General features: G+C 61.5%; 17 protein-coding genes. 11 read left to right on the forward strand and 6 right to left on the reverse strand.

Annotated elements, in window-relative coordinates:
* Window positions 1-239 precede the first annotated feature (239 nt).
* The 7 genes from ACCC96_RS18155 to ACCC96_RS18185 all read left to right on the forward strand — a co-directional run bounded on the left by ACCC96_RS18155 (window position 240) and on the right by ACCC96_RS18185 (window position 7983).
* Window positions 240-1760: an aldehyde dehydrogenase family protein gene (locus tag ACCC96_RS18155; RefSeq protein ID WP_413696511.1), complete on the forward strand. Its 1521-nt coding sequence runs from the start codon at window positions 240-242 to the stop codon at window positions 1758-1760.
* A 267-nt stretch (window positions 1761-2027) separates the two neighbouring features.
* A complete protein-coding gene (pqqA, locus tag ACCC96_RS18160) occupies window positions 2028-2099 on the forward strand; it encodes a pyrroloquinoline quinone precursor peptide PqqA (protein ID WP_081499480.1) in 72 nt (23 codons plus the stop codon).
* Between the two features lie 53 nt (window positions 2100-2152).
* Window positions 2153-3067, forward strand: coding sequence for a pyrroloquinoline quinone biosynthesis protein PqqB (pqqB, locus tag ACCC96_RS18165; protein ID WP_413696512.1), 915 nt, complete (start codon window positions 2153-2155; stop codon window positions 3065-3067).
* A gap of 42 nt (window positions 3068-3109) precedes the next feature.
* Window positions 3110-3862: a pyrroloquinoline-quinone synthase PqqC gene (gene pqqC, locus ACCC96_RS18170; protein WP_413696513.1), complete on the forward strand. Its 753-nt coding sequence runs from the start codon at window positions 3110-3112 to the stop codon at window positions 3860-3862.
* Window positions 3859-4992 carry a pyrroloquinoline quinone biosynthesis protein PqqE gene (pqqE, locus tag ACCC96_RS18175; RefSeq protein ID WP_413696514.1) on the forward strand — a complete coding sequence of 378 codons (1134 nt, stop codon included), beginning with the start codon at window positions 3859-3861 and terminating at the stop codon, window positions 4990-4992. Before pqqC ends, pqqE begins: the two co-directional genes overlap by 4 nt.
* Window positions 4993-5108: 116 nt before the next feature.
* Window positions 5109-6272 (forward strand): alcohol dehydrogenase-like regulatory protein ErcA, encoded by a 1164-nt coding sequence (ercA, locus tag ACCC96_RS18180; protein ID WP_018929698.1) that lies wholly within the window; start codon window positions 5109-5111, stop codon window positions 6270-6272.
* The gene (locus ACCC96_RS18185) at window positions 6256-7983 is read left to right on the forward strand and encodes a NahK/ErcS family hybrid sensor histidine kinase/response regulator (RefSeq protein WP_413696515.1); all 1728 of its coding nucleotides are present in this window, start codon (window positions 6256-6258) and stop codon (window positions 7981-7983) included. The genes ercA and ACCC96_RS18185 overlap by 17 nt, the downstream gene beginning before the upstream one ends.
* A 61-nt stretch (window positions 7984-8044) precedes the next feature.
* On the opposite strand, the gene ACCC96_RS18190 is transcribed toward ACCC96_RS18185, so the two are convergent.
* Window positions 8045-8995, reverse strand: a complete 951-nt coding sequence (locus ACCC96_RS18190; RefSeq protein ID WP_413696516.1) for a polysaccharide deacetylase family protein — start codon at window positions 8993-8995, stop codon at window positions 8045-8047.
* A gap of 332 nt (window positions 8996-9327) precedes the next feature.
* Between ACCC96_RS18190 and ACCC96_RS18195 the strand changes: the two genes are divergently transcribed.
* Window positions 9328-10992, forward strand: a complete 1665-nt coding sequence (locus tag ACCC96_RS18195) for an MFS transporter (RefSeq protein WP_413696517.1) — start codon at window positions 9328-9330, stop codon at window positions 10990-10992.
* Window positions 10989-12134 carry an HlyD family secretion protein gene (locus ACCC96_RS18200; RefSeq protein ID WP_413696518.1) on the forward strand — a complete coding sequence of 382 codons (1146 nt, stop codon included), beginning with the start codon at window positions 10989-10991 and terminating at the stop codon, window positions 12132-12134. The genes ACCC96_RS18195 and ACCC96_RS18200 overlap by 4 nt, the downstream gene beginning before the upstream one ends.
* A 152-nt stretch (window positions 12135-12286) precedes the next feature.
* Here the strand turns inward: ACCC96_RS18200 and copD are convergent, their stop codons facing one another.
* A complete protein-coding gene (gene copD, locus ACCC96_RS18205) occupies window positions 12287-13147 on the reverse strand; it encodes a copper homeostasis membrane protein CopD (RefSeq protein ID WP_413696519.1) in 861 nt (286 codons plus the stop codon).
* 3 nt (window positions 13148-13150) lie between these two features.
* Window positions 13151-13516 carry a copper homeostasis periplasmic binding protein CopC gene (copC, locus tag ACCC96_RS18210; protein WP_349747308.1) on the reverse strand — a complete coding sequence of 122 codons (366 nt, stop codon included), beginning with the start codon at window positions 13514-13516 and terminating at the stop codon, window positions 13151-13153.
* A 139-nt stretch (window positions 13517-13655) separates the two neighbouring features.
* On the opposite strand from copC, the gene ACCC96_RS18215 reads away from it, so the two are divergent.
* Entirely contained in the window at window positions 13656-14276 is a 621-nt protein-coding gene (locus ACCC96_RS18215) for a TetR/AcrR family transcriptional regulator (RefSeq protein ID WP_007937670.1), read from the forward strand.
* 78 nt (window positions 14277-14354) lie between these two features.
* On the opposite strand, the gene preA is transcribed toward ACCC96_RS18215, so the two are convergent.
* The 3 genes from preA to hydA all read right to left on the reverse strand — a co-directional run bounded on the left by preA (window position 14355) and on the right by hydA (window position 18648).
* Window positions 14355-15629: an NAD-dependent dihydropyrimidine dehydrogenase subunit PreA gene (preA, locus tag ACCC96_RS18220; protein ID WP_413696520.1), complete on the reverse strand. Its 1275-nt coding sequence runs from the start codon at window positions 15627-15629 to the stop codon at window positions 14355-14357.
* Window positions 15630-16997, reverse strand: coding sequence for an NAD(P)-dependent oxidoreductase (locus tag ACCC96_RS18225; RefSeq protein ID WP_413696521.1), 1368 nt, complete (start codon window positions 16995-16997; stop codon window positions 15630-15632).
* 211 nt (window positions 16998-17208) lie between these two features.
* Complete coding sequence (gene hydA / locus ACCC96_RS18230) at window positions 17209-18648, reverse strand: dihydropyrimidinase (protein WP_018929684.1); 1440 nt, start codon at window positions 18646-18648, stop codon at window positions 17209-17211.
* 621 nt (window positions 18649-19269) lie between these two features.
* Between hydA and ACCC96_RS18235 the strand changes: the two genes are divergently transcribed.
* On the forward strand, window positions 19270-20754 hold the full coding sequence (locus tag ACCC96_RS18235; RefSeq protein ID WP_413696522.1) for an NCS1 family nucleobase:cation symporter-1: 1485 nt from the start codon (window positions 19270-19272) through the stop codon (window positions 20752-20754).
* Window positions 20755-20969: the final 215 nt, after the last annotated feature.

Consider the following 20969-nt stretch of genomic DNA (forward strand, 5'->3'; position numbering starts at 1 on the left):
GCTGCGAAGCAGCCCCCAACGTTCCCGGCCCCAACCGAGTCGTTTGGATTTACGACTGCTTCGCAGCCGAACGGGAGCAAGCTCCCTCGCCACAAAAGCCTGCTGACACAGCGGCGCCTTCTACTACCAAATAACGAGAGTCCCCCTGCCAACGGCGCATTCGTCTGGCAGGCGGGGCTCTCTACTATCGGTTCATCGCCTGTTGGCCTGACAGGCATCGACCCAGACAGAGGCCCACCATGATCTACGCACAACCTGGAACACCCGGCGCCATCGTTTCCTTCAAACCACGCTACGGCAACTTCATCGGCGGCGAGTTCGTCGCCCCGGTCAATGGCGAGTACTTCACCAATACCTCACCGGTCACCGGTGAAGTGATTGCCGAGTTCCCGCGCTCCAGCGCCGCCGACATCGACAAGGCCCTCGACGCCGCCCATGCCGCCGCTGATGCCTGGGGCAAAACCTCGGCGCAGGACCGTTCGCTGGTGCTGCTGAAGATCGCCGACCGCATCGAACAGAACCTGGAAATCCTCGCCGTCACCGAAACCTGGGACAACGGCAAGGCCGTACGCGAAACCCTCAACGCCGACGTGCCGCTGGCCGCCGACCACTTCCGTTACTTCGCCGGATGCATCCGCGCCCAGGAAGGCGGCGCCGCCGAAATCAACGAACTGACCACCGCCTATCATTTCCACGAACCGCTGGGTGTGGTTGGGCAGATCATCCCGTGGAACTTCCCGCTGCTGATGGCCGCGTGGAAACTCGCCCCGGCCCTGGCCGCCGGCAACTGCATCGTGCTCAAACCCGCCGAGCAAACGCCGCTGTCGATCATGGTGTTCGCCGAGCTGATCGCCGATTTGCTGCCAGCCGGCGTGCTGAACATCGTCCAGGGTTTCGGTCGCGAAGCCGGTGAGGCGTTGGCCACCAGCAAGCGCATCGCCAAGATCGCCTTCACCGGTTCCACCCCGGTGGGCGCGCATATCATGCATTGCGCCGCCGAGAACATCATTCCAAGCACCGTTGAGCTGGGCGGCAAGTCGCCGAACATCTTCTTCGAAGACATCATGAGCGCAGAACCTGCGTTCATCGAAAAAGCCGCCGAAGGCCTGGTGCTGGCGTTCTTCAACCAGGGCGAAGTCTGCACGTGTCCGTCGCGGGCACTGGTGCAGGAATCGATCTACGAGCCGTTCATGGCCGAGGTGATGAAGAAGATCGTCAAGATCAAGCGCGGCAACCCGCTGGACACCGAGACCATGGTCGGCGCCCAGGCGTCCGAGCAGCAATACGACAAGATCCTCTCGTACCTGAAAATCGCCCAGGAGGAGGGCGCCGAGCTGCTCACTGGCGGCGCGGCCGAGCGGCTGGAAGGCGACTTGTCCAGCGGCTATTACATCCAGCCGACGCTGCTCAAGGGCCACAACAAAATGCGCGTGTTCCAGGAAGAAATCTTCGGCCCGGTGGTGGGTGTCACCACCTTCAAGGACGAAGCCGAAGCCCTGGCGATCGCCAATGACAGCGAGTTTGGCCTCGGTGCCGGCCTGTGGACCCGCGACATCAACCGCGCCTACCGCATGGGCCGGGCGATCAAGGCCGGGCGCGTCTGGACCAACTGCTACCACCTGTACCCGGCCCACGCCGCGTTCGGTGGCTACAAGAAGTCCGGTGTCGGCCGTGAGAACCACAAGATGATGCTCGACCATTACCAACAGACCAAAAACCTGCTGGTGAGCTACGACATCAATCCGCTGGGGTTCTTCTAACCCCGTAAACACACCACAAACCCTGTGGGAGCGAGCCTTTGTAGCCAGGGGGCTTGCCTGTGCTGAGGGAGCAAGCTCCCTCAGCACAGGCAAGCCCCCTGGCCACATCAGCCCGTTCCCGCATTGGTTCTGTGTGTGCTTGAAGGCCTTGCAACACCCCCTACCAACGCACGCCGCCGCCTCCTTCGAAAGTAGCATTCGGGCACTCGGCGCCCCGTGCATTAATGGCTCTACCGGAATCGTCCGGCACAAGAAGAGGAATGACCCATGTGGCATAAACCCGCGTTTACCGATCTGCGCATTGGCTTCGAAGTGACGATGTATTTCGCCAACCGTTGATTGATCGCCCGGTCAGCCGTCGCGTTGGCCGGGCCTGCTTTCTGGAGCCTGCCATGCATATCCGCGTTCTCGGTTCCGCCGCCGGTGGTGCTTTTCCGCAATGGAACTGCAACTGCCGCCAGTGCGCGGCGATGCGTCACGGCAGCCTGCACGCACAACGCCGCACGCAGTCGTCCATTGCCCTGAGCGACGACGGAGTGGAATGGATACTCTGCAATGCGTCACCAGACATCCGCGCACAACTCGAAAGCTTCCCGACGCTGCAACCGGCCAGGCGGCTGCGTGACACGGCGATTGCCGGCGTGGTCCTGCTGGACAGTCAGATCGACCATTGCACCGGCCTGTTGAGCCTGCGCGAAGGCTGCCCGCATTCGGTCTGGTGCACCGAGCGGGTGCATGAAGACCTGAGCTGCGGTTTTCCCTTGTTCAGCATGCTCAAACACTGGAACGGTGGTTTGCAGTGGCAACCCATCGAACTGGACCGCGAGCCGTTCAACATCGCTGCCTGCCCACATCTGCAATTTCGGGCGATTCCGTTGGTCAGCAACGCGCCGCCGTATTCCCCCAATCGTGGCAACCCGCAGCCGGGGGACACTATCGGCCTGTTCATCGAAGACCTGCGCAACGGTGCCTCGGTGTTCTATGCGCCGGGTCTGGGGCAGGTCGACGCCGAAGTATTGAGCTGGATGCAGCGCGCCGATTGCCTGCTGCTGGACGGCACGCTGTGGCGCGACGATGAAATGCGCGTGTGCGAAGTCGGCCAGAGCCTGGGCCGCGAAATGGGCCACCTGCCGCAAAGCGGCCCCGGCGGGATGCTCGAAGTGCTGGAGGGCTTCAATCGCCAGCGCAAGGTGCTGATCCACATCAACAACACCAACCCGATCCTCGACGAAGACTCGGCCGAGCGGGCGTTGCTGGAACGGCGGGGGATTGAAGTGGCTTATGACGGCATGGACATTGTGCTGTAGCGAAGGCGCCAGACCAGACGCCGCGAAATCCGGAGAACCGCAATGACTGACACCCCCATGACCCCCACCGAATTCGAAGCGGCCCTACGTGCCAAAGGCGCCTGTTACCACATCCACCATCCATTCCACCAAGCCATGTACGCCGGGCGCGCCACCCGCGAGCAGATCCAGGGCTGGGTCGCCAATCGCTTCTATTACCAGGTGAACATCCCGCTCAAGGACGCGGCAATTCTCGCCAACTGTCCGGACCGCGACGTGCGTCGGGAGTGGCTGCAACGGATTCTCGACCATGACGGCGTCCCCGGCAGCGAAGGCGGCATCGAAGCCTGGTTGCGTCTGGGCGAAGCGGTGGGCCTGGATCGTCAGCACATTCTGTCTCAAGAACGGGTGCTGCCCGGTGTGCGTTTTGCCGTGGACGCCTACGTCAATTTCGCCCGCCGTGCTTGCTGGCAGGAAGCGGCCAGCAGTTCGCTGACCGAACTGTTCGCGCCGCAGATCCATCAGTCCCGGCTCGACGCCTGGCCCAGCCATTACCCATGGATCGACCCGGCCGGTTACGACTATTTCCGTACGCGCCTGAGCCAGGCCCGGCGCGATGTCGAGCATGGTTTGCGGATCACCCTGGCGCATTACGTCACGGTCGAGGGCCAGCAGCGCATGCTGGAGATTCTGCAGTTCAAGCTTGATGTGCTGTGGAGCATGCTCGACGCGATGAGCATGGCCTATGAGCTGGACCGCCCGCCGTATCACACCGTCACCGCCGAGCGCGTCTGGCACCGGGGGATCGCCCTGTGAACGCGATCGAGCAGCAACCCGGCCCACCGTTGTGGCTGTTGGCGGAGCTGACCTATCGCTGCCCGCTGCAATGCCCGTATTGCTCCAACCCATTGGATTTCGCCCAACAGGGTGAGGAGTTGAGTACAGAAGAGTGGATTCGGGTATTTCGCGAGGCCAGGGAGATGGGTGCCGCACAACTGGGGTTTTCCGGTGGCGAGCCATTGGTGCGCCAGGACCTGGCCGAGCTGATCAAGGCGGCGCGGGACATGGGTTACTACACTAACCTGATCACCTCGGGTATCGGCCTGACCGACCAGAAGGTCCGCGACTTCAAGGTCGCCGGGCTGGACCACATCCAGATCAGCTTTCAGGCCGCCGACGAAGCGGTCAACAACATGCTCGCCGGCTCGCGCAAGGCCTTCGCCCAGAAACTGGCCATGGCCCGGGCGGTGAAAGCCCAGGGCTACCCGATGGTGCTGAACTTCGTCACCCATCGGCACAACATCGACCAGATCGCGCAGATCATCGAACTGTGCCTGGAGCTGGAGGCGGATTTCGTCGAGTTGGCGACGTGTCAGTTCTACGGCTGGGCCGAACTCAACCGCGTCGGCCTGTTGCCGACCCGCGAACAATTGCAGCGCGCCGAGCGCATCACCAACGAGTATCGCCAGCGGCTTGAGGCCGAGGGCCACCCGTGCAAACTGATTTTCGTTACCCCGGACTACTACGAAGAACGCCCCAAAACCTGCATGAATGGCTGGGCCAACCTGTTTCTCGACATCACCCCGGACGGCACGGCGTTGCCTTGTCACAGCGCGCGGCAGCTGCCGGTGCAGTTCCCCAATGTGCGCGAGCACAGCGTCGAACACATCTGGAACGACTCCTTTGGCTTCAATCGTTTTCGCGGCGATGACTGGATGAAAGAACCATGCCGCTCCTGCGATGAAAAACATAAGGACCTGGGCGGCTGCCGCTGCCAGGCGTTCATGCTAACGGGGGACGCGAGCAACGCCGACCCGGTGTGCAGCAAGTCGCCGCACCATAACGTTATTCTCAAGGCCCGGGACGAAGCCGAAGCACCGGGGCAGGGCATGGAACACCTGACGTTGCGCAATGAAAAAGCTTCGCGGCTGATCTATCGCGGATAAATTGCGAACGCGAAGCCCCCACCCCAGGCAGTTGCTACCCATTGGTCTGATTGCATTCGCAGCCGGATGCTTTAGTGTTGGCTTTACCTTTCAAAACAATAAAAACAGGCTTTCCAATGAGCCAGAATCTCAGTCAACTGCGTAAATTCGTTTCGCCTGAAATCATTTTCGGCGCCGGCTGTCGGCATAACGTCGGCAACTACGCCAAGACCTTCGGCGCCCGCAAGGTGCTGGTGGTCAGCGACCCCGGGGTGATTGCTGCCGGTTGGGTCGCGGATGTCGAGGCCAGCCTGCAAGCCCAGGGCATCGATTACTTTGTGTACAGCGACGTTTCGCCCAACCCGCGGATCGAGGAAGTGATGCTCGGCGCCGAGCTGTACCGGGAGAATCATTGCGATGTGATCGTCGCGGTCGGCGGCGGCAGCCCGATGGATTGCGGCAAGGGCATCGGCATCGTCGTCGCCCACGGGCGCAACATCCTTGAATTCGAGGGCGTGGACACCCTGCGCATGCCCAGCCCGCCGCTGATCCTGATCCCGACCACCGCCGGTACGTCGGCCGATGTGTCGCAGTTCGTGATCATCTCCAATCAGCAAGAACGCATGAAATTCTCCATCGTCAGCAAGGCTGCGGTGCCGGACGTGTCGCTGATCGACCCGGAAACCACCTTGAGCATGGACCCGTTCCTGTCGGCCTGTACCGGCATCGACGCGTTGGTCCACGCCATCGAGGCCTTCGTTTCCACCGGCCACGGGCCGCTCACCGATCCCCATGCGCTGGAGGCGATGCGGCTGATCAACGGCAATCTGGTGCAGATGATCGCCAACCCGAACGACATCGCCCTGCGGGAAAAGATCATGCTCGGCAGCATGCAGGCCGGGCTGGCGTTCTCCAACGCGATTCTTGGCGCGGTGCACGCCATGTCCCATAGCCTCGGTGGATTCCTCGATCTGCCTCACGGCTTGTGCAACGCGGTGCTGGTGGAGCACGTAGTGGCGTTCAACTACAGCTCGGCGCCGGAGCGCTTCAAAGTGATCGCCGAGACCTTCGGCATCGATTGTCGCGGCCTGAACCACCGGCAGATCTGCGGGCGTCTGGTCGACCACTTGATCGCCCTCAAACACGCCATCGGCTTCCACGAAACCCTGGGCCTGCACGGGGTGAGTACGTCGGACATTCCGTTCCTGTCGCAACATGCCATGGATGACCCCTGCATCCTTACCAACCCGCGCGAGTCCAGCCAGCGCGACGTCGAGGTCGTCTATGGCGAAGCCCTCTGACGAACAGCAACGGGCGCTGACCGGGTTACTCGGCCTGGGTAACCACTCGGCGCGCAAGAGTCATTACCCGGAACTGGCCGCGCGCCTGGACGAGCTGGAAACCGAACGCAACCGCTACAAATGGCTGTTCGAAAACGCCGTGCACGGGATCTTCCAGGCCAGCCTGCAGGAAGGCATGCGCGCCGCCAACCCGGCGCTGGCGCGGATGCTGGGCTATCAGGACCCGCAGGAGGTGCTGTTTTCCCTGACGGACCTGGCGGGCACGCTGTTCGTTGGCGGCGCGCAAGAGCTGGAAGGCATCGGCGAAGCCCTCCAGCGTGAGCGCAGCCTGCTGGGCTATGAAACCCAGCTGCGGCGCAAGGACGGCACTGTCCTCGACGTGTTGATGAACCTGCTGCTCAAGCCGGATCAGCAAGGCCTGGTGGAGGGTTTTGTCGCCGACATCACCGAACGAAAGCAGGCCCAGGAGCGCTTGCAACAGCTCAATGACCAGCTGGAGCAACGGGTCACCGCGCGCACCAATGAGTTGCTGGACGCCAACCGCAATCTGCAACAGCAGATCACCGAGCGTAAACAGATCGCCGAAGCCTTGCGCGACGCCCGTGATGCCGCCGAGGCGGCCAATCGCAGCAAGGACAAATACCTCGCCGCCGCCAGCCACGACCTGCTGCAACCGCTCAATGCCGCGCGTTTGTTGATCTCGACCTTGCGCGAACGGCATTTGCCCGACGTCGAACAGGTACTGGTGGAGCGCACCCATCAGGCACTGGAAGGGGCTGAAGACCTGCTCACCGACCTGCTGGATATTTCCCGGCTCGATCAGGCCGCGGTAAAGCCGGACATCGCCCTGTACCGCCTCGATGAATTGTTCGCGCCTCTGGTCTCGGAGTTTCAGTCGGTGGCCGCGGCGACCGGGTTGAACCTGCGGGTGCACATGGGCGATTTCGCCATTCATACCGACTTGCGCCTGATGACGCGGATTCTGCGCAACTTCCTCAGCAATGCCTGCCGCTACACCGACGACGGCAGCATCCTGCTGGGTGCCCGGCGCCGGGGCAACGCGCTGCGAATCGAAGTCTGGGACACCGGGCGCGGGATCCCGGCGGATCGTCTCGACTCGATTTTCCTTGAATTCAACCAACTGGACGTTGGCCGCGCCGCCGACCGCAAGGGCGTGGGCCTGGGACTGGCGATTGTCGAACGCATCGCCAAGATCCTCGATTACCGGATTCAGGTGCATTCGCGGCCAGGACGCGGTTCGATGTTCAGCATCGAGGTGCCGATTTCCCGTGAGATTCCACTGCCGATCAGCCAGGCCGCGCCGCAGCCGAGCACCGGCAACCCGCTGCCGGGTCGGCGCCTGCTGGTGCTGGACAACGAAGTCAGCATCCTTGAAAGCATGAGCGCACTGCTCGGGCAGTGGGGCTGCGAGGTGGTCACCGCCACCGACGAGGCTACCGCGCTGGTGGCCTTGCAGGGGCAGGCGCCGGAACTGATTCTGGCGGATTACCACCTCGATCACGGGGTGGTGGGCTGTGAAGTGGTCCGGCATTTGCGCGAGCATTTCAGCCGGACGATACCGGCGGTGATCATCACTGCCGACCGCACCGATCAGTGTCGACGCTCGTTGCAGCGACTCGACGCGCCGCTGCTGAATAAACCGGTGAAGCCCGGCAAGTTGCGTGCGGTGTTGAGTCAGTTGTTGGCGTAGCGAGCCGTTGAAAAGATCGCTGTCTACGATCTTTTCATTCCGGTTTTGGCGTTGATTTGGCTCAGTGGTTGTACACCGCCTCGGTGTTATCGATCAGCGGGTTCTTTTCGGTCAGCACGATCTGGGCAATCTGATCCTTGCGCATGAAGCTGACCTTCGGATGGGACTTGGCGTAACGGATAAAGCGCTCCACCGCCTCGACCATCGCCGGGGTGCCACCGATACGATCATGCAGGCTCACCGACATCATCCGCCGCCGGTTGGCGCCTTCGGCGTACAGGCGGTCGAATTCCAGCACCAATTGCCGGTAGAACTGTTGCGCCGAGAAGTGCCGGCCTTCGATCAGCACAATGTCGTTGTTGCGCAGGGTGTATGGCACTACGGCGAATTTCTTGCCACGGACCAGCGTCACAAACGGCTCATCACGGCTGACGTCGTCGATGTGGTAGGTGAAGTTCAGATCCTGCAGCACTTTCAGGGTATTGGGGCTGCGCCGCAGCCAATTGGCGTTGTAGCCCACCGAGCGCTGGCCGGTGAGTTTCTGCACCGCCTCGACACCGTCGCCGATGAAGGCCTTCTCTTGCTCGTAGCTCATGTTGTAGGAGTCGGCCCAGCGCATGCCATGGGCGGCGACTTCATGGCCGCGATCGGCGATCGCCCGCACCAGTTCAGGGTGTTTCAATGCCGCTTCGCCCACCACATGGGACGTGACCTTGATGCCGTTGCGGTCCCACAGGTCGAGCATCCGCCACAGGCCTTCCTTGTAGCCGTAGTCGAACCAGGTCTGTGCCGGCATGTCCGGGTAACCCTTGGGCAATGGAGTGCCGGAGAACGGACTTTCGGCACCGTCGGGCTGGCCGCCGGTTTCGAATTGCATGGAGAACGAAATCACCAGTTGCGAGCCATCCGGCCACGGGCGTTCCTGGGCGAACGCGAGGGACGGCAGCAGCAGGGCGGCGGCCAGCAGATTTTTCAGCAGGCGGGGGGAGCGTTGCCAACGGGCAGTGGTCATAGGGGGCACCTTTTGAGTTGAACAGTGCCGTGAGGGTGTCATTCGGATTGCCCCGGAAAAATCCGCTGCGGGCGAGAAGACTTTTAAACAGAATTTACGAATCCCGCCGAATACACAGTCCAGTGTGGGAGAAGTCCTGTGGCGAGGGGGCTTGCCCCCGTTGGGGCGCGAAGCGGCCCCTATTTTTTCCTGCATGTCGAGTTGTCTGAATTGCGACTGCTTCGCAGCCGAACGGGGGCAAGCCCCCTCGCCACAGGCTCGTGTTTGCAAGGGTGTGTTCTCCCCGTGATTTTGCGGCAAACTGACAACACTCCTTGAACCAAGGCCACTGAATGAATCACTACACCCCGCGCGACTGGCAGCCCCACGAGCGACCCAGCCTGCCCGGTTCGCCCTCGACGCCGTTGCACTCCAACCCCAGGCGGCTGGCCTACGCGCTGGTGGGTGTGTTGGTGGCATTGACCGGTGGTCTCGGCAACTCGCTGGTGGTCGCCAACCTGCCTTACCTGCAAGGCGCGTTGGGGGCGACCACGGCCGAGATGGCCTGGTTGCCGGCGGCCTACGTGATGACCAACGTGTCGATGAACCTGCTGCTGGTGAAGTTTCGTCAGCAGTTCGGCCTGCGGGCGTTCACCGAAGTGTTCCTGATGCTCTATGCGCTGGTGACTTTCGGCCATCTGTTCGTCAACGACTTGAGTTCGGCGATCGCCGTGCGCGCGGCCCACGGCATGGTCGGCGCGGCGCTGAGTTCATTGGGCCTGTATTACATGATCCAGGCCTTCCCGGCGAAATGGCGGATGAAGGCGCTGGTATTGGGCCTCGGCACCTCGCAATTGGCTTTGCCCATGGCGCGGTTGTTTTCCGAAGACCTGCTGCAGATCGCCGAATGGCGCGGGCTGTACCTGTTCGAACTGGGCATGGCGCTGTTGTCCCTGGGCTGCGTGTTTCTGCTGAAACTGCCGCCGGGTGATCGCTTCAAGACCTTCGAAAAACTCGACTTCCTGACTTTCGCCATCCATGCCAGCGGCGTGGCCTTGCTTTGCGCGGTGTTGTCTTTGGGGCGGATCGACTGGTGGCTCGAGGCGCAGTGGATCGGAGTGGCCTCGGCGGCTTCGATCGTGTTGATCCTCACGGGCCTGGCCATCGAGCATAACCGCAGCAACCCGATGCTGATGACCCGCTGGCTTGGCAGCGGGGCGATGATTCGCCTGGCCCTGGCGGTGATCCTGATCCGCATGGTGACGTCGGAGCAGTCCACCGGCGCGGTGGGGTTCATGCAGGCGCTGAACATGAGCAGTCAGCAGCTGCACAGCCTGTATGTGGTGATGTTGATCGGCAGTATCGCCGGCCTTGCCACCAGCGCCCTGACCATCGACCCCAAGCACCTGATCATGCCGCTGAACATCTCCTTGGCACTGATGGCGGTCGGTTCGGTGATGGACAGTTATTCGAACAACCTGACCCGCCCGGAAAACCTGTATATCAGTCAGTTTCTGCTGGCTTTTGGTGGGACGTTTTTCCTCGGGCCGACCATGGTCTACGGCATGCGTAACGTGCTGTCCAGCCCGCGCAACCTGGTGAGTTTCTCGGTGCTGTTCGGTATCTGCCAGAACCTCGGCGGCCTGATTGGCGCGGCATTGCTGGGGACGTTCCAGATCGCGCGCGAGAAGTTTCATTCCAGCCACATCGTCGAGCAACTGACGTTGCTTGACCCGCGTGTGGCGGCGCGGGTCCAGAGCGGCGGCAATGCGGTCGGCTCAATGATTGCCGACCCGAGCCTGCGCAACCTGCAGGGCATTCGCAGCCTGGCCGCCGCCGCCACCCGGGAGGCTAATGTCCTGGCCTATAACGATGTGTTCATGCTGATTGCCGTGATCGCGGTGCTGACTATGATCTGGATTTCCATTCGCGCCCTGTGGCTGATGAGCACTACCCAAGCCGTTGCCCCGGCGCCTGCCACTCCAACCAAACAATCCAGCGGTGCCACTTCTTCATGACCGAACCGACCACCACGACCACCAACACTATTGCCGCCACCCCCGAAGGCGTGACGCCGCCATCCTCGCCGGGCTCTGAACCGCGCTCGCTGGGGGTGCGGATCATCTCGTCCCTGGGCTTTGCGGCGATTGCTCTCGTCGGTGTACTGATCGTGTTGTACGCCTGGCAACTGCCACCGTTCAGCAGCGCGGTCGAGACCACGGAAAACGCCCTGGTGCGCGGGCAGGTGACGATCATCGGCCCGCAGCTCAGCGGTTACGTGTACGAAGTGCCGGTGCAGGATTTCCAGTTCGTGAAGGCCGGCGATTTGCTGGTGCGCCTCGACGACCGCATCTACAAGCAGCGTCTCGATCAGTCCCTGGCGCAACTGGCGGTGCAGAAAGCCGCGCTGGCCAACGTGGTGCAGCAACGCAACAGCGCCGAAGCGACCATCAAATTGCGTCAGGCCGCAGTCGCCGACGCCCAGGCACAGTTGCGCAAAAGTGAAGCGGATTTGCGCCGCAACAAAGAGCTGGTCGGTGATGGCTCGGTGTCGAAACGCGAGCTGGACGTGACCTTGGCCGCCAACGCCCAGACCGTTGCCGCCGTGGCGCAAGCCCAGGCCAATCTGGACATCGCCCGCCAGGATCTGCAAACGGTGATCGTTAATCGCGGCTCGCTGGAAGCGGCGGTGGCCAGTGCTGAGGCGGCGGTGCAACTGGCGCGGATCGACCTGTCGAACACCCGCGTGGTGGCGCCGCGCGACGGTCAACTCGGGCAGATTGGCGTGCGCCTCGGCGCCTACGTCAACTCCGGGGCGCAGCTGATGGCGTTGGTGCCGAACCAGTTGTGGGTGATCGCCAACATGAAGGAAACCCAGATGGACAACGTGCGGGTTGGCCAGCCGGTGAGCTTCACCGTCGATGCGCTGAACCACCAGAAATTCCACGGGCGGGTGCAGCGGATTTCACCGGCCACAGGCTCCGAGTTCAGTCTGCTGCAGGCTGACAATGCCACTGGCAACTTCGTCAAGATCGCCCAGCGGGTGCCGGTGCGGATCAGCGTCGATGCCGATCAGGAACAAAGTGAGCGGCTGCGGCCGGGGATGTCGGTGGTGGTGAGTATTGATACCGCTGCGCAAGGGGATCCCAATACCCCCTGATGTGGCGAGGGGGCTTGTCGGAACGCCGCACCGCCCCGTTTGAGTGCGTAGCGCTCACAAGATTTTTGGTACAACGGAGATTTTGGGGCTGCTTGCAGCCCAACGGGGGCAAGCCCCCTCGCCACAGGGGGCTCCTACAGGTGGGGTGTGTTTCAGGAGGCGATCATTGGGGGCAGGGTGCCCAGCAGTGAAACCGCCGCTACCGCGCCGATCCCCAGTATCCATTCCAGCATGACGCTGGTGCGCAACAGCCCCGGACGCTGCTGGCAATCCTTGACCCGCAGCCGATTGAACAGCGCCAACCCCAGCATCGCGATCACCAGCACAACCTTGATCAACAGAATCAGCGCAAACCCGGACAGCAACGGCGTCGGCCAGAACACGCCGGTCAGTACGCGCACGTTGATCAGGCCGGTCATCACCAACCCCGCCACCAACGCGTAACCGATCCCGCTGAAGCGTTGCAGTATTGCGCTCAAGGGATGAGCGTCCGGTTGGCGCAGGATCATCACCAGCAACATCAACCCACCGAGCCAGGCGCCGACGCACGTCAGGTGAACAATCTGGTTGAGGATTAACAGTTGGCCTTGCAGGCCATCGAGCATGGCGCCATGACCGACCGGGGCCAGCGTCGCCAGCAGCAGGCTGGAAAGGCCGATGCGCAAGGGCATGCTGGAGCGCCAGGGCGTCAGCAGCAGAGCCACGAGCAACAGATTGAGCAGCAGATGCCAGCGCCATACCTGACCGAAAAAGGTATTGCTCAGCACCAGGCTCAGCATCGCCGGGTCGAATGCCGCCTCCGGGGAACTGGCCATGCTGGCGGTGATCAGCAGCAACCAGCCGACGCCGCTAAGCAACGCCACCACGCTGAGCCAGCGGGTCACCCTCGCCAGTGCCGGATCCAGCAGCGCCGTTTCACGGCCCAACAGCAAAGGCCTGAATACCCAGGCTCCGAACAGCATCAGCACCACGGTGAAATGCAGGAAGCGGCACAGCACCAGCGCCTCGGTCATGAATTACTGACCCACCTTGAAGCGGTAGGCACCTTCACTTTTATGGGTGTCGACCGACACGGCGTGCCACTCGACTTTGTAATCGCCTGCGGCCAACGGCGCTGCCGGGGTGACGACCAGGGTTTTCTTGTCGCTGCCTTCGGTGGCGAGGCTTTTTACCGGTACGTCGGCACCGTCCTTGCTGATTTTCACTTTGGTGAACGTTGCTTCAACCCCTTCGGAAAACACCAGGCGCAGTTCCGTTGGCGCCTGCACGGTGCTGTCGGCCGCCGGGGTCTGGCTTTTCAGATGGGCGTGGGCAAACACCGATGAGGCGGCGAGAAGCGAGCCGAGCAGGGCAGCGGTGGTCAGGGCGTTCTTGAGCAGCATCGTGAAGACCTCGCAGGCAGGTTCAAAGTGGCGGGCAGTTTACCTCCCGCAGGGCCGCTGTACGAAGTTTCGTTTTCCCCTGTCGCCGCGACGTAGAGCGGATGCTAGTCTTGACCAACGCTGTTGTCAGGGAGCCCTCATGGGCAATCACAAGATCGAGATTCGTCGCAGTAACGTCGAAAAAATCCTGCTGGCGGCCGAAAAGGTCTTCGCCGAAAAAGGGTTCGGCAGCACCGCCATGGCCGACATCGCCGCTGAAGTGCAACTGCCGCGCTCCAACCTGCATTACTACTTCAGCACCAAGAGTGAGCTGTACAGCGCGGTGCTCCTGGGGTTGCTGGAGGTCTGGAAGCAGGACGCCCTGTGCTTCGAAATGTTCGACGACCCGCGAGTGGTGCTCAGCAGCTACATCCGCGCCAAGATGAACCATTCCCGCAGCCGGCCGTACGGTTCGAAAGTCTGGGCCAACGAAATCATCCACGGCGCACCGACCCTCGGTGAGAAGCTGGACGCGAGCCTGTACGACTGGGCCAAGATGAAAGAAGCGAAAATTCGCCAGTGGGTGGAAGACAAACGCATCCTGCCGGTAGAGCCTTCCAGCCTGTTGTACATGATCTGGGCCTCGACCCAGCACTATGCCGACTTCGATCATCAGGTGAACATTCTTAATGATCATCAGCCGTTGTCGGACATGCAGTTCGAACGGGCGGTGCAGACGGTGACCAGTGTGATCTTGCGCGGGATCGGGTTGGAGCCATAGATCAAAAGATCGCAGCCTCGTTGCACTCCGTAGGAGCTGTCGAGTGAAACGAGGCTGCGATCTCTTGATCTTTAACTCTCAAACCACAACGTGATACGGATTGCGGGGATCATGGTTCCAATCCAGAAACGGCTTGCCCGTATCCACCGGCACCATCTCGATGCAATCCTGTACCGGGCAAGTGATCTGGCACAGGTTGCAGCCCACGCACTCCTCATCGATCACTTGATATTTATGCGTGCCATCGGCCTGTTTGAGACTGGCAATCGCCTGGTGCGAGGTGTCTTCGCAAGCGATGTGGCAGCGACCGCAACCGATGCACGCCTCCTGATCGATCTTGGCAATCACCTGATAGTTGATGTCCAGGTACTTCCAGTCCGTGGTATTGCCCACTGCGCGCCCAGAAAAATCCGACACGCTGGCGTAGCCCTGACTGTCCATCCAGCGTGACAAACCGTCCTTCATCTCCTCGACAATCCGGAAGCCATGCAGCATCGCCGCCGTGCACACCTGCACCGAGCCGCTGCCCAGGGCTATGAATTCCGCCGCATCGCGCCAACTGCCGATGCCGCCAATGCCGCTGATCGGCAAGCCCTGGGTCTGCGGGTCGCGGGCGATCTCGGCGACCATGTTCAACGCGATCGGCTTCACCGCCGAACCGCAATAACCGCCGTGAGTGCTTTGGCTGCCGACGGCGGGATTGGCGACCATGCGCTCCAGATTGACGCTGGTGATCGAGTTGATGGTGTTGATCAACGACACCGCATCGGCGCCACCACGGTGTGCGGCACGGGCGGCGACGCGGATGTCGGTGATGTTCGGCGTGAGCTTGACGATCACCGGCAACGAGCAATAGGTCTTGCACCAGCGAGTGACTTGTTCGACGTATTCCGGCACCTGGCCGACCGCCGCGCCCATGCCCCGTTCCGGCATGCCGTGGGGGCAGCCGAAATTCAGCTCGATGCCATCGGCGCCGGTGGCTTCCACCAGCGGCAGGATGCTTTTCCACGACTCTTCAACGCAGGGCACCATCAACGACACGATCAGTGCGCGGTCCGGCCAGTCCTTTTTGACCTGGGTGATTTCCCGCAGGTTGATCTCCAGCGAACGGTCAGTGATCAACTCGATGTTGTTGAAGCCCATCACTTCACGGTTAGCCCCGAAGTGCGCCGAGTAGCGTGACGACACGTTGACCGCCGCCGGGTCCTCACCCAGGGTTTTCCAGACCACGCCACCCCAGCCAGCCTCGAACGCACGGACCACGTTGTAGGCTTTGTCGGTCGGCGGCGCGGAAGCGAGCCAGAACGGGTTGGGGGCCTTGATGCCGGCGAAGACAATCGAGAGATCGGCCATTTACGCAGCCTCCACGTTGAGCATGAGTTGAGCGTTGATCGCCTCGGCGGCCAGCTTGCCGTGCTGCACGGCTTGCACGGTGAGGTCCTGATCGAGGCTGGTGCAGTCGCCACCGGCATACACGCCGGGAATGCTGGTGCGCAGCTGCTCGTCGACGAGGATGCGATCGCCCTGACGCTTGAGTTCACGGGCCAGCGGGTCGGCGAGGGCGGAAGTGTCGAAGGTCTGGCCGATGGCTTTGAAGATCGCGTCGGCGGCCAGTTCAAAGGTTTCGCCGGTGGTTTGCAGGCGACCTTCCACCAATCGGGTGCGGGCGAAGCGCATGCCGCGCACGTTGCCTTGATCGTCGAGCAGCACCTCTTCGGGTTGCGCCCAGGTCAACAGCCGCACCTGATTGGCCTTGGCGATGTCCTGTTCGTGACTGGTGGCGCCCATGTCCGCGACGCCGCGGCGGTACACCAGATTGACGTCCCGGGCACCGAGGCGGGCCATTTGCACGGCCATGTCGATGGCGGTGTTGCCGGCACCGAGGACGATGCAGCGTTCGGCCAGCGGCAGTTGCGTCAGGTCATCGGCCTGGCGCAGTTCGCGGATGTAGTCGGTGGCGGGGAGCAGGCCGGGGGCATCCTCGTTGGTCAGGCCCAGTTGTTTGCTGGCGGCCAGGCCGAGGCCGAGGAACACCGCGTCGAATTGCTGATGCAGTTCGCTGAGGGTCAGGTTGTCGCCGAGTTTCTGTCCGTGGCGAATCTCGATCCCGCCAATCCCCATCAGGAATTCAAGTTCCTTCTGCGCGTAATCGTCCACCAGTTTGTACTTGGCGATCCCGTACTCGTTGAGGCCACCGGCCTTTTCCCGGGCCTCGAAAATCACCACGTCATGGCCGTGCATGGCGCTGCGGTGCGCGCAGGACAAACCGGCCGGGCCTGCCCCCACCACGGCAATACGCTTGCCGGTGGCGGCGGCGCGCTGGAACGGGTGTTCGCTGAAGTGTGCGTTGTCCACGGCATAGCGTTGCAGCAGGCCGATCAGCACTGGGGCGCATTCCTGGGCGTTGTTGCGCACGCAGGCTTGCTCGCAGAGGATTTCCGTCGGACAGACCCGGGCACAGCTGCCACCGAGGATGTTGGCCGAGAGGATCTTCTGCGCCGCACCCTGCACGTTTTCCTGATGGATATTGCGGATGAACGATGGAATGTCGATGTCGCTTGGGCACGCGTTCACGCACGGCGCGTCGTAGCAATACAGGCAGCGCGAGGCTTCCAGATGTGCCTGACGGTCGTTGAGCGGCGGCGCCAGGTCGGTGAAATGGCCGGCGAGGGCGACCGCGTCCTCATGGGGATGCGGGAGGTGGTTCAAAGTCTTGATCACGGTGTTGGCCTCACGGTTAATTGAGGTACTGCCTCTGGTGGGCATTGGTTTGAGTCGTGCTCGGTTACCGTGTAGGAGCTGCCGAAGGCTGCGATCTTTTGATCTTGATCTTAAAAAACAAAGTCAAAAGATCGCAGCCTTCGGCAGCTCCTACAGGGGAATGCATACCCCTGTGGGCGCGGGCTTGCCCGCGAAGGCCGAGGCCTCGATTTCAACGTTTCACTGCTGTCGGCTTGTGCAACTCAGCCCGCTTGCTCAGCAAATCAAACACCGCCGGATACGCCGGCCGTTCGATATACCGGCCCGCGCCACGCTCGGCGCGCAAATCACCATCGGCCCACACCACACGGCCCTGGCTGACGGTGTGACTCGGCACGCCGCGCACGGTCTTGCCTTCGAAGATGTTGAAGTCGACCTGTTGGTGGTGAGTCTTGGCTGAAATCGTCCGCGTGCCTTCCGGGTCCCAGAGCACCAGATCGGCATCGGCACCGACACGGATCGCACCTTTGCGCGGGTAGAGGTTGAAGATCTTCGCGGTGTTGGTGGAGGTGAGCGCTACGAAGTGCTGCATCGACAAACGCCCGGTGTTCACCCCTTCATCCCAAAGCACCGCCATGCGGTCTTCGATACCGGCGGTGCCGTTGGGGATCTTGCTGAAATCGTCACGGCCAGCGGCTTTTTGCTCGGCGCAGAAGCAGCAGTGGTCGGTGGCGGTGGTGTGCAGGTTGCCCGCTTGCAGGCCGTGCCAAAGGGCTTCTTGATGACCGCGCGGGCGGAAGGGTGGGCTCATCACGTAACCGGCGGCGGTCTGCCAGTCCGGGTGTTGGTAAACGCTGTCGTCCAGCAGCAGATGCCCGGCCAGTACTTCGCCGTAAACCGGCTGGCCCTTGGCGCGGGCATAGGTGATTTCGTCGAGGGCTTCCTTGGTCGAGACATGGACCAGGTACAGCGGCGTGCCGAGGGTTTCGGCGATGCGGATCGCCCGGCTCGCGGCTTCACCTTCCACCTGCGAAGGCCGCGACAGCGGATGCGCTTCCGGCCCGGTGATGCCCTGGGCCATCAACTTGCGTTGCAGGTGATAGACCAGCTCGCCGTTTTCCGCGTGCACGGTCGGCACCGCGCCCAACTCCAGGCAACGCTCGAAACTCGCGACCAGGGTGTCGTCGGCAGCCATGATCGCGTTCTTGTAGGCCATGAAGTGCTTGAAGCTGTTGACCCCGTGCTGGCTGACCAGCTCGGCCATTTCCTCGCGAACCTGCTCGCTCCACCAGGTGATGGCGACGTGAAAGCCGTAGTCCGACGCCGACTTTTCCGCCCAGCCACGCCATTGATGAAAGGCCTCCATCAACGATTGCTGCGGGTTGGGTATCACGAAGTCGATGATTGACGTGGTGCCGCCGGCCAGTCCCGCAGCGGTGCCGCTGAAAAAGTCTTCGCTGGCCACCGTGCCCATGAAGGGCAGTTGCATGTGCGTGTGTGGGTCGATGCCACCGGGCATCAGGTATTGGCCGCTGCCGTCGAGCACTTGCGCATCGGCGGGAACATCGAGGTTTTCACCGATGGCTTTGATCACGCCGTCGGCGCAATAGACGTCGGCGCGGTAACTTTCATCATGGGTAATAACGGTGGCGCCACGGATCAACAGAGACATTCCGAGTTCCTCGCAGGCATGACCGACTATTGCCGGTTCTAGATGTTTTATATGCAGCAGACGCCAATCGGTGTATTCCTGTCATCGCTGTCAAGAATAGACGCTAGCTGCAGTTCATGAATTGAGCAAGATTATTTTTTATAAGCTTATTACTGATTTAACTGATTGAAAAATAAGGATAAAAAATGAAAATCACCAAAATGGTGAGGCCGATCACCATTTTGACGCACTTGACAGGTTGGAAATATGGTCAAGATTTTCTATGTGAAATCAGCCGGTTGAGGATGGTCTATGGTTGATGCGCAACCTTTCAAAAAAGATCGACGCACCAGATTGAGTCCTGACTGTTCGGACAACTTGCCTGTCATTCGGCCTGAGTGACATGGCAACTGACCGGGGACTCGCTAGTTGGATAGATAAAGCTGATTAACATCAGTTGGTTAGCAAAGTTTTATGGCACTGCCCGAGGCGCAAGCGGGGCACCCGGCACGTTTATTGATGCCGCCGCTGACACCGTGGCCGGTCCGTAAAAGTTGTCAGTTTCTCCGGCCATCGTCCGGCTCGCGCGCATTGCGCCAGCCTCTGATGAGCAAAAATAATCAAAAGAACAGTGGAGCGGCCATGCAACAGATCAGATCGCAAGTGACCGAGCGCGACGGCTTGTTTGAGCTCGAAGCCGGCAGCGATGTCCTCGACAGTCCCCGATACAACCACGATATGGCACCGACCAAGGTGCGCGAACGAACCTGGAACAAATGGCACATCACCGCGCTGTGGGTCGGCATGGCGATCTGCGTGCCGACTTACACCCTCGGCGGAGTGCTCACGGCCTACTTCGGCCTGACCGTGGGCGAAGCGCTGCTGGCGATTCTGTTCGCCAATATCATCGTGCTGATCCCGCTGACCCTGAACGCCTTCCCCGGCACCAAGTACGGCATTCCGTTTCCGGTATTGCTGCGCTCGTCCTTCGGCATTCTCGGTTCCAACATTCCATGCCTGATCCGCGCCTTGGTGGCGTGTGGCTGGTTCGGCATCCAGACCATGTTCGGCGGGCTGGCGATTCACCTGTTTCTCGGCTCGGTGTTCGATGACTGGAAGGCCCTCGGCGGTACCGGTGAGGTGATCGGCTTCATGCTGTTCTGGGCCTTGAACCTGTGGGTGGTGATTCGCGGCGCGGACTCGATCAAATGGCTGGAAACCCTCTCTGCGCCGTTGTTGGTACTGGTGGGCGTGGGCCTGCTGGTGTGGGCCATGCCAAACGTGTCGATGACCGAGCTGCTGGCGATCCCGGCCAAACGTCCGGAAGGCGCCAGCGTGGTCAGTTACTTTGCCGCCGGGCTGACGGCCATGGTCGGCTTCTGGGCCACGTTGTCGCTGAACATCCCGGACTTCAGCCGCTACGCGAAAAGCCAGAAGGACCAGATCGTCGGGCAGATCATCGGTTTGCCCCTGACCATGTTCCTGTTCGCCTCCCTCGGCGTGGTAATGACGGCCGCGTCGGTCAAACTGGTGGGTGTCACTGTCTCTGATCCGGTCACCCTGATCGGCCATATCCAGAGCCCGGTCTGGGTCGCACTGGCCATGGCGCTGATCATCATCGCCACCTTGTCCACCAACACTGCGGCCAACATCGTGTCGCCAACCAACGATTTCCAGAACGTCGCGCCCAAGTACATCAACCGCACCACGGCGGTGATGCTCACGGGGTTGGTCGGGTTGGCGCTGATGGCCCATGAACTGCTGAAAAAGCTCGGGCTGATTGTCTCGGATCTGAGCCTGGAGACGGTGTATTCCAACTGGTTGCTCGGCTATTCGAGCCTGCTGGGGCCGATCGCCGGGATCATGGTGGTGGACTATTTCCTGATCAAGAAACAGCAACTGGATTTGGCCGGCCTCTACCGTGACGACGTGTACCCGGCGTGGAACGGGTTTGGCTTCATCGCGTTCGGCGTGCCGGTGGTGTTGACGCTGCTGTCGCTGGGCAGCGATGCCTTCAGCTGGTTCTACAGCTACGGCTGGTTCACCGGCTCGGCCCTGGGAGGGCTGATTTATTACGGGTTGAGTTCGATGCGGCCGAGTCCGACTGTCGTGAAATCTGCGGTGTGAGAGGTGGCCCTGCTCTCACAGGGGATCGCATTTCCAATGTAGGAGCTGCCGAAGGCTGCGATCTTTTGATCTTGCTCTTGGGCGGCCCCGAAAAGATCGCAGCCTTCGGCAGCTCCTACAGGGGGAAAACATTCCAAATGTGGGCGCGGGCTTGCTCGCGAAGACAGCATCAAATACACCAAAAATTCGCCTGAATGACCCAATAACAACTGCCT

Source organism: Pseudomonas sp. Pseusp11 (genome assembly GCF_047304405.1).
GTDB lineage: Bacteria > Pseudomonadota > Gammaproteobacteria > Pseudomonadales > Pseudomonadaceae > Aquipseudomonas.

Excerpts from the sequence above, each read along its gene's own strand:
- ACCC96_RS18155 (WP_413696511.1), top strand. The coding sequence starts at position 240 with ATGATCTACGCACAACCTGGAACACCCGGCGCCATCGTTTCCTTCAAA.
- pqqB (WP_413696512.1), top strand. The coding sequence starts at position 2,153 with ATGCATATCCGCGTTCTCGGTTCCGCCGCCGGTGGTGCTTTTCCGCAA.
- pqqC (WP_413696513.1), top strand. The coding sequence starts at position 3,110 with ATGACTGACACCCCCATGACCCCCACCGAATTCGAAGCGGCCCTACGT.
- ercA (WP_018929698.1), top strand. The coding sequence starts at position 5,109 with ATGAGCCAGAATCTCAGTCAACTGCGTAAATTCGTTTCGCCTGAAATC.
- ACCC96_RS18185 (WP_413696515.1), top strand. The coding sequence starts at position 6,256 with ATGGCGAAGCCCTCTGACGAACAGCAACGGGCGCTGACCGGGTTACTC.
- ACCC96_RS18190 (WP_413696516.1), bottom strand. The coding sequence starts at position 8,995 with ATGACCACTGCCCGTTGGCAACGCTCCCCCCGCCTGCTGAAAAATCTG.
- ACCC96_RS18195 (WP_413696517.1), top strand. The coding sequence starts at position 9,328 with ATGAATCACTACACCCCGCGCGACTGGCAGCCCCACGAGCGACCCAGC.
- ACCC96_RS18200 (WP_413696518.1), top strand. The coding sequence starts at position 10,989 with ATGACCGAACCGACCACCACGACCACCAACACTATTGCCGCCACCCCC.
- copD (WP_413696519.1), bottom strand. The coding sequence starts at position 13,147 with ATGACCGAGGCGCTGGTGCTGTGCCGCTTCCTGCATTTCACCGTGGTG.
- copC (WP_349747308.1), bottom strand. The coding sequence starts at position 13,516 with ATGCTGCTCAAGAACGCCCTGACCACCGCTGCCCTGCTCGGCTCGCTT.
- ACCC96_RS18215 (WP_007937670.1), top strand. The coding sequence starts at position 13,656 with ATGGGCAATCACAAGATCGAGATTCGTCGCAGTAACGTCGAAAAAATC.
- preA (WP_413696520.1), bottom strand. The coding sequence starts at position 15,629 with ATGGCCGATCTCTCGATTGTCTTCGCCGGCATCAAGGCCCCCAACCCG.
- hydA (WP_018929684.1), bottom strand. The coding sequence starts at position 18,648 with ATGTCTCTGTTGATCCGTGGCGCCACCGTTATTACCCATGATGAAAGT.
- ACCC96_RS18235 (WP_413696522.1), top strand. The coding sequence starts at position 19,270 with ATGCAACAGATCAGATCGCAAGTGACCGAGCGCGACGGCTTGTTTGAG.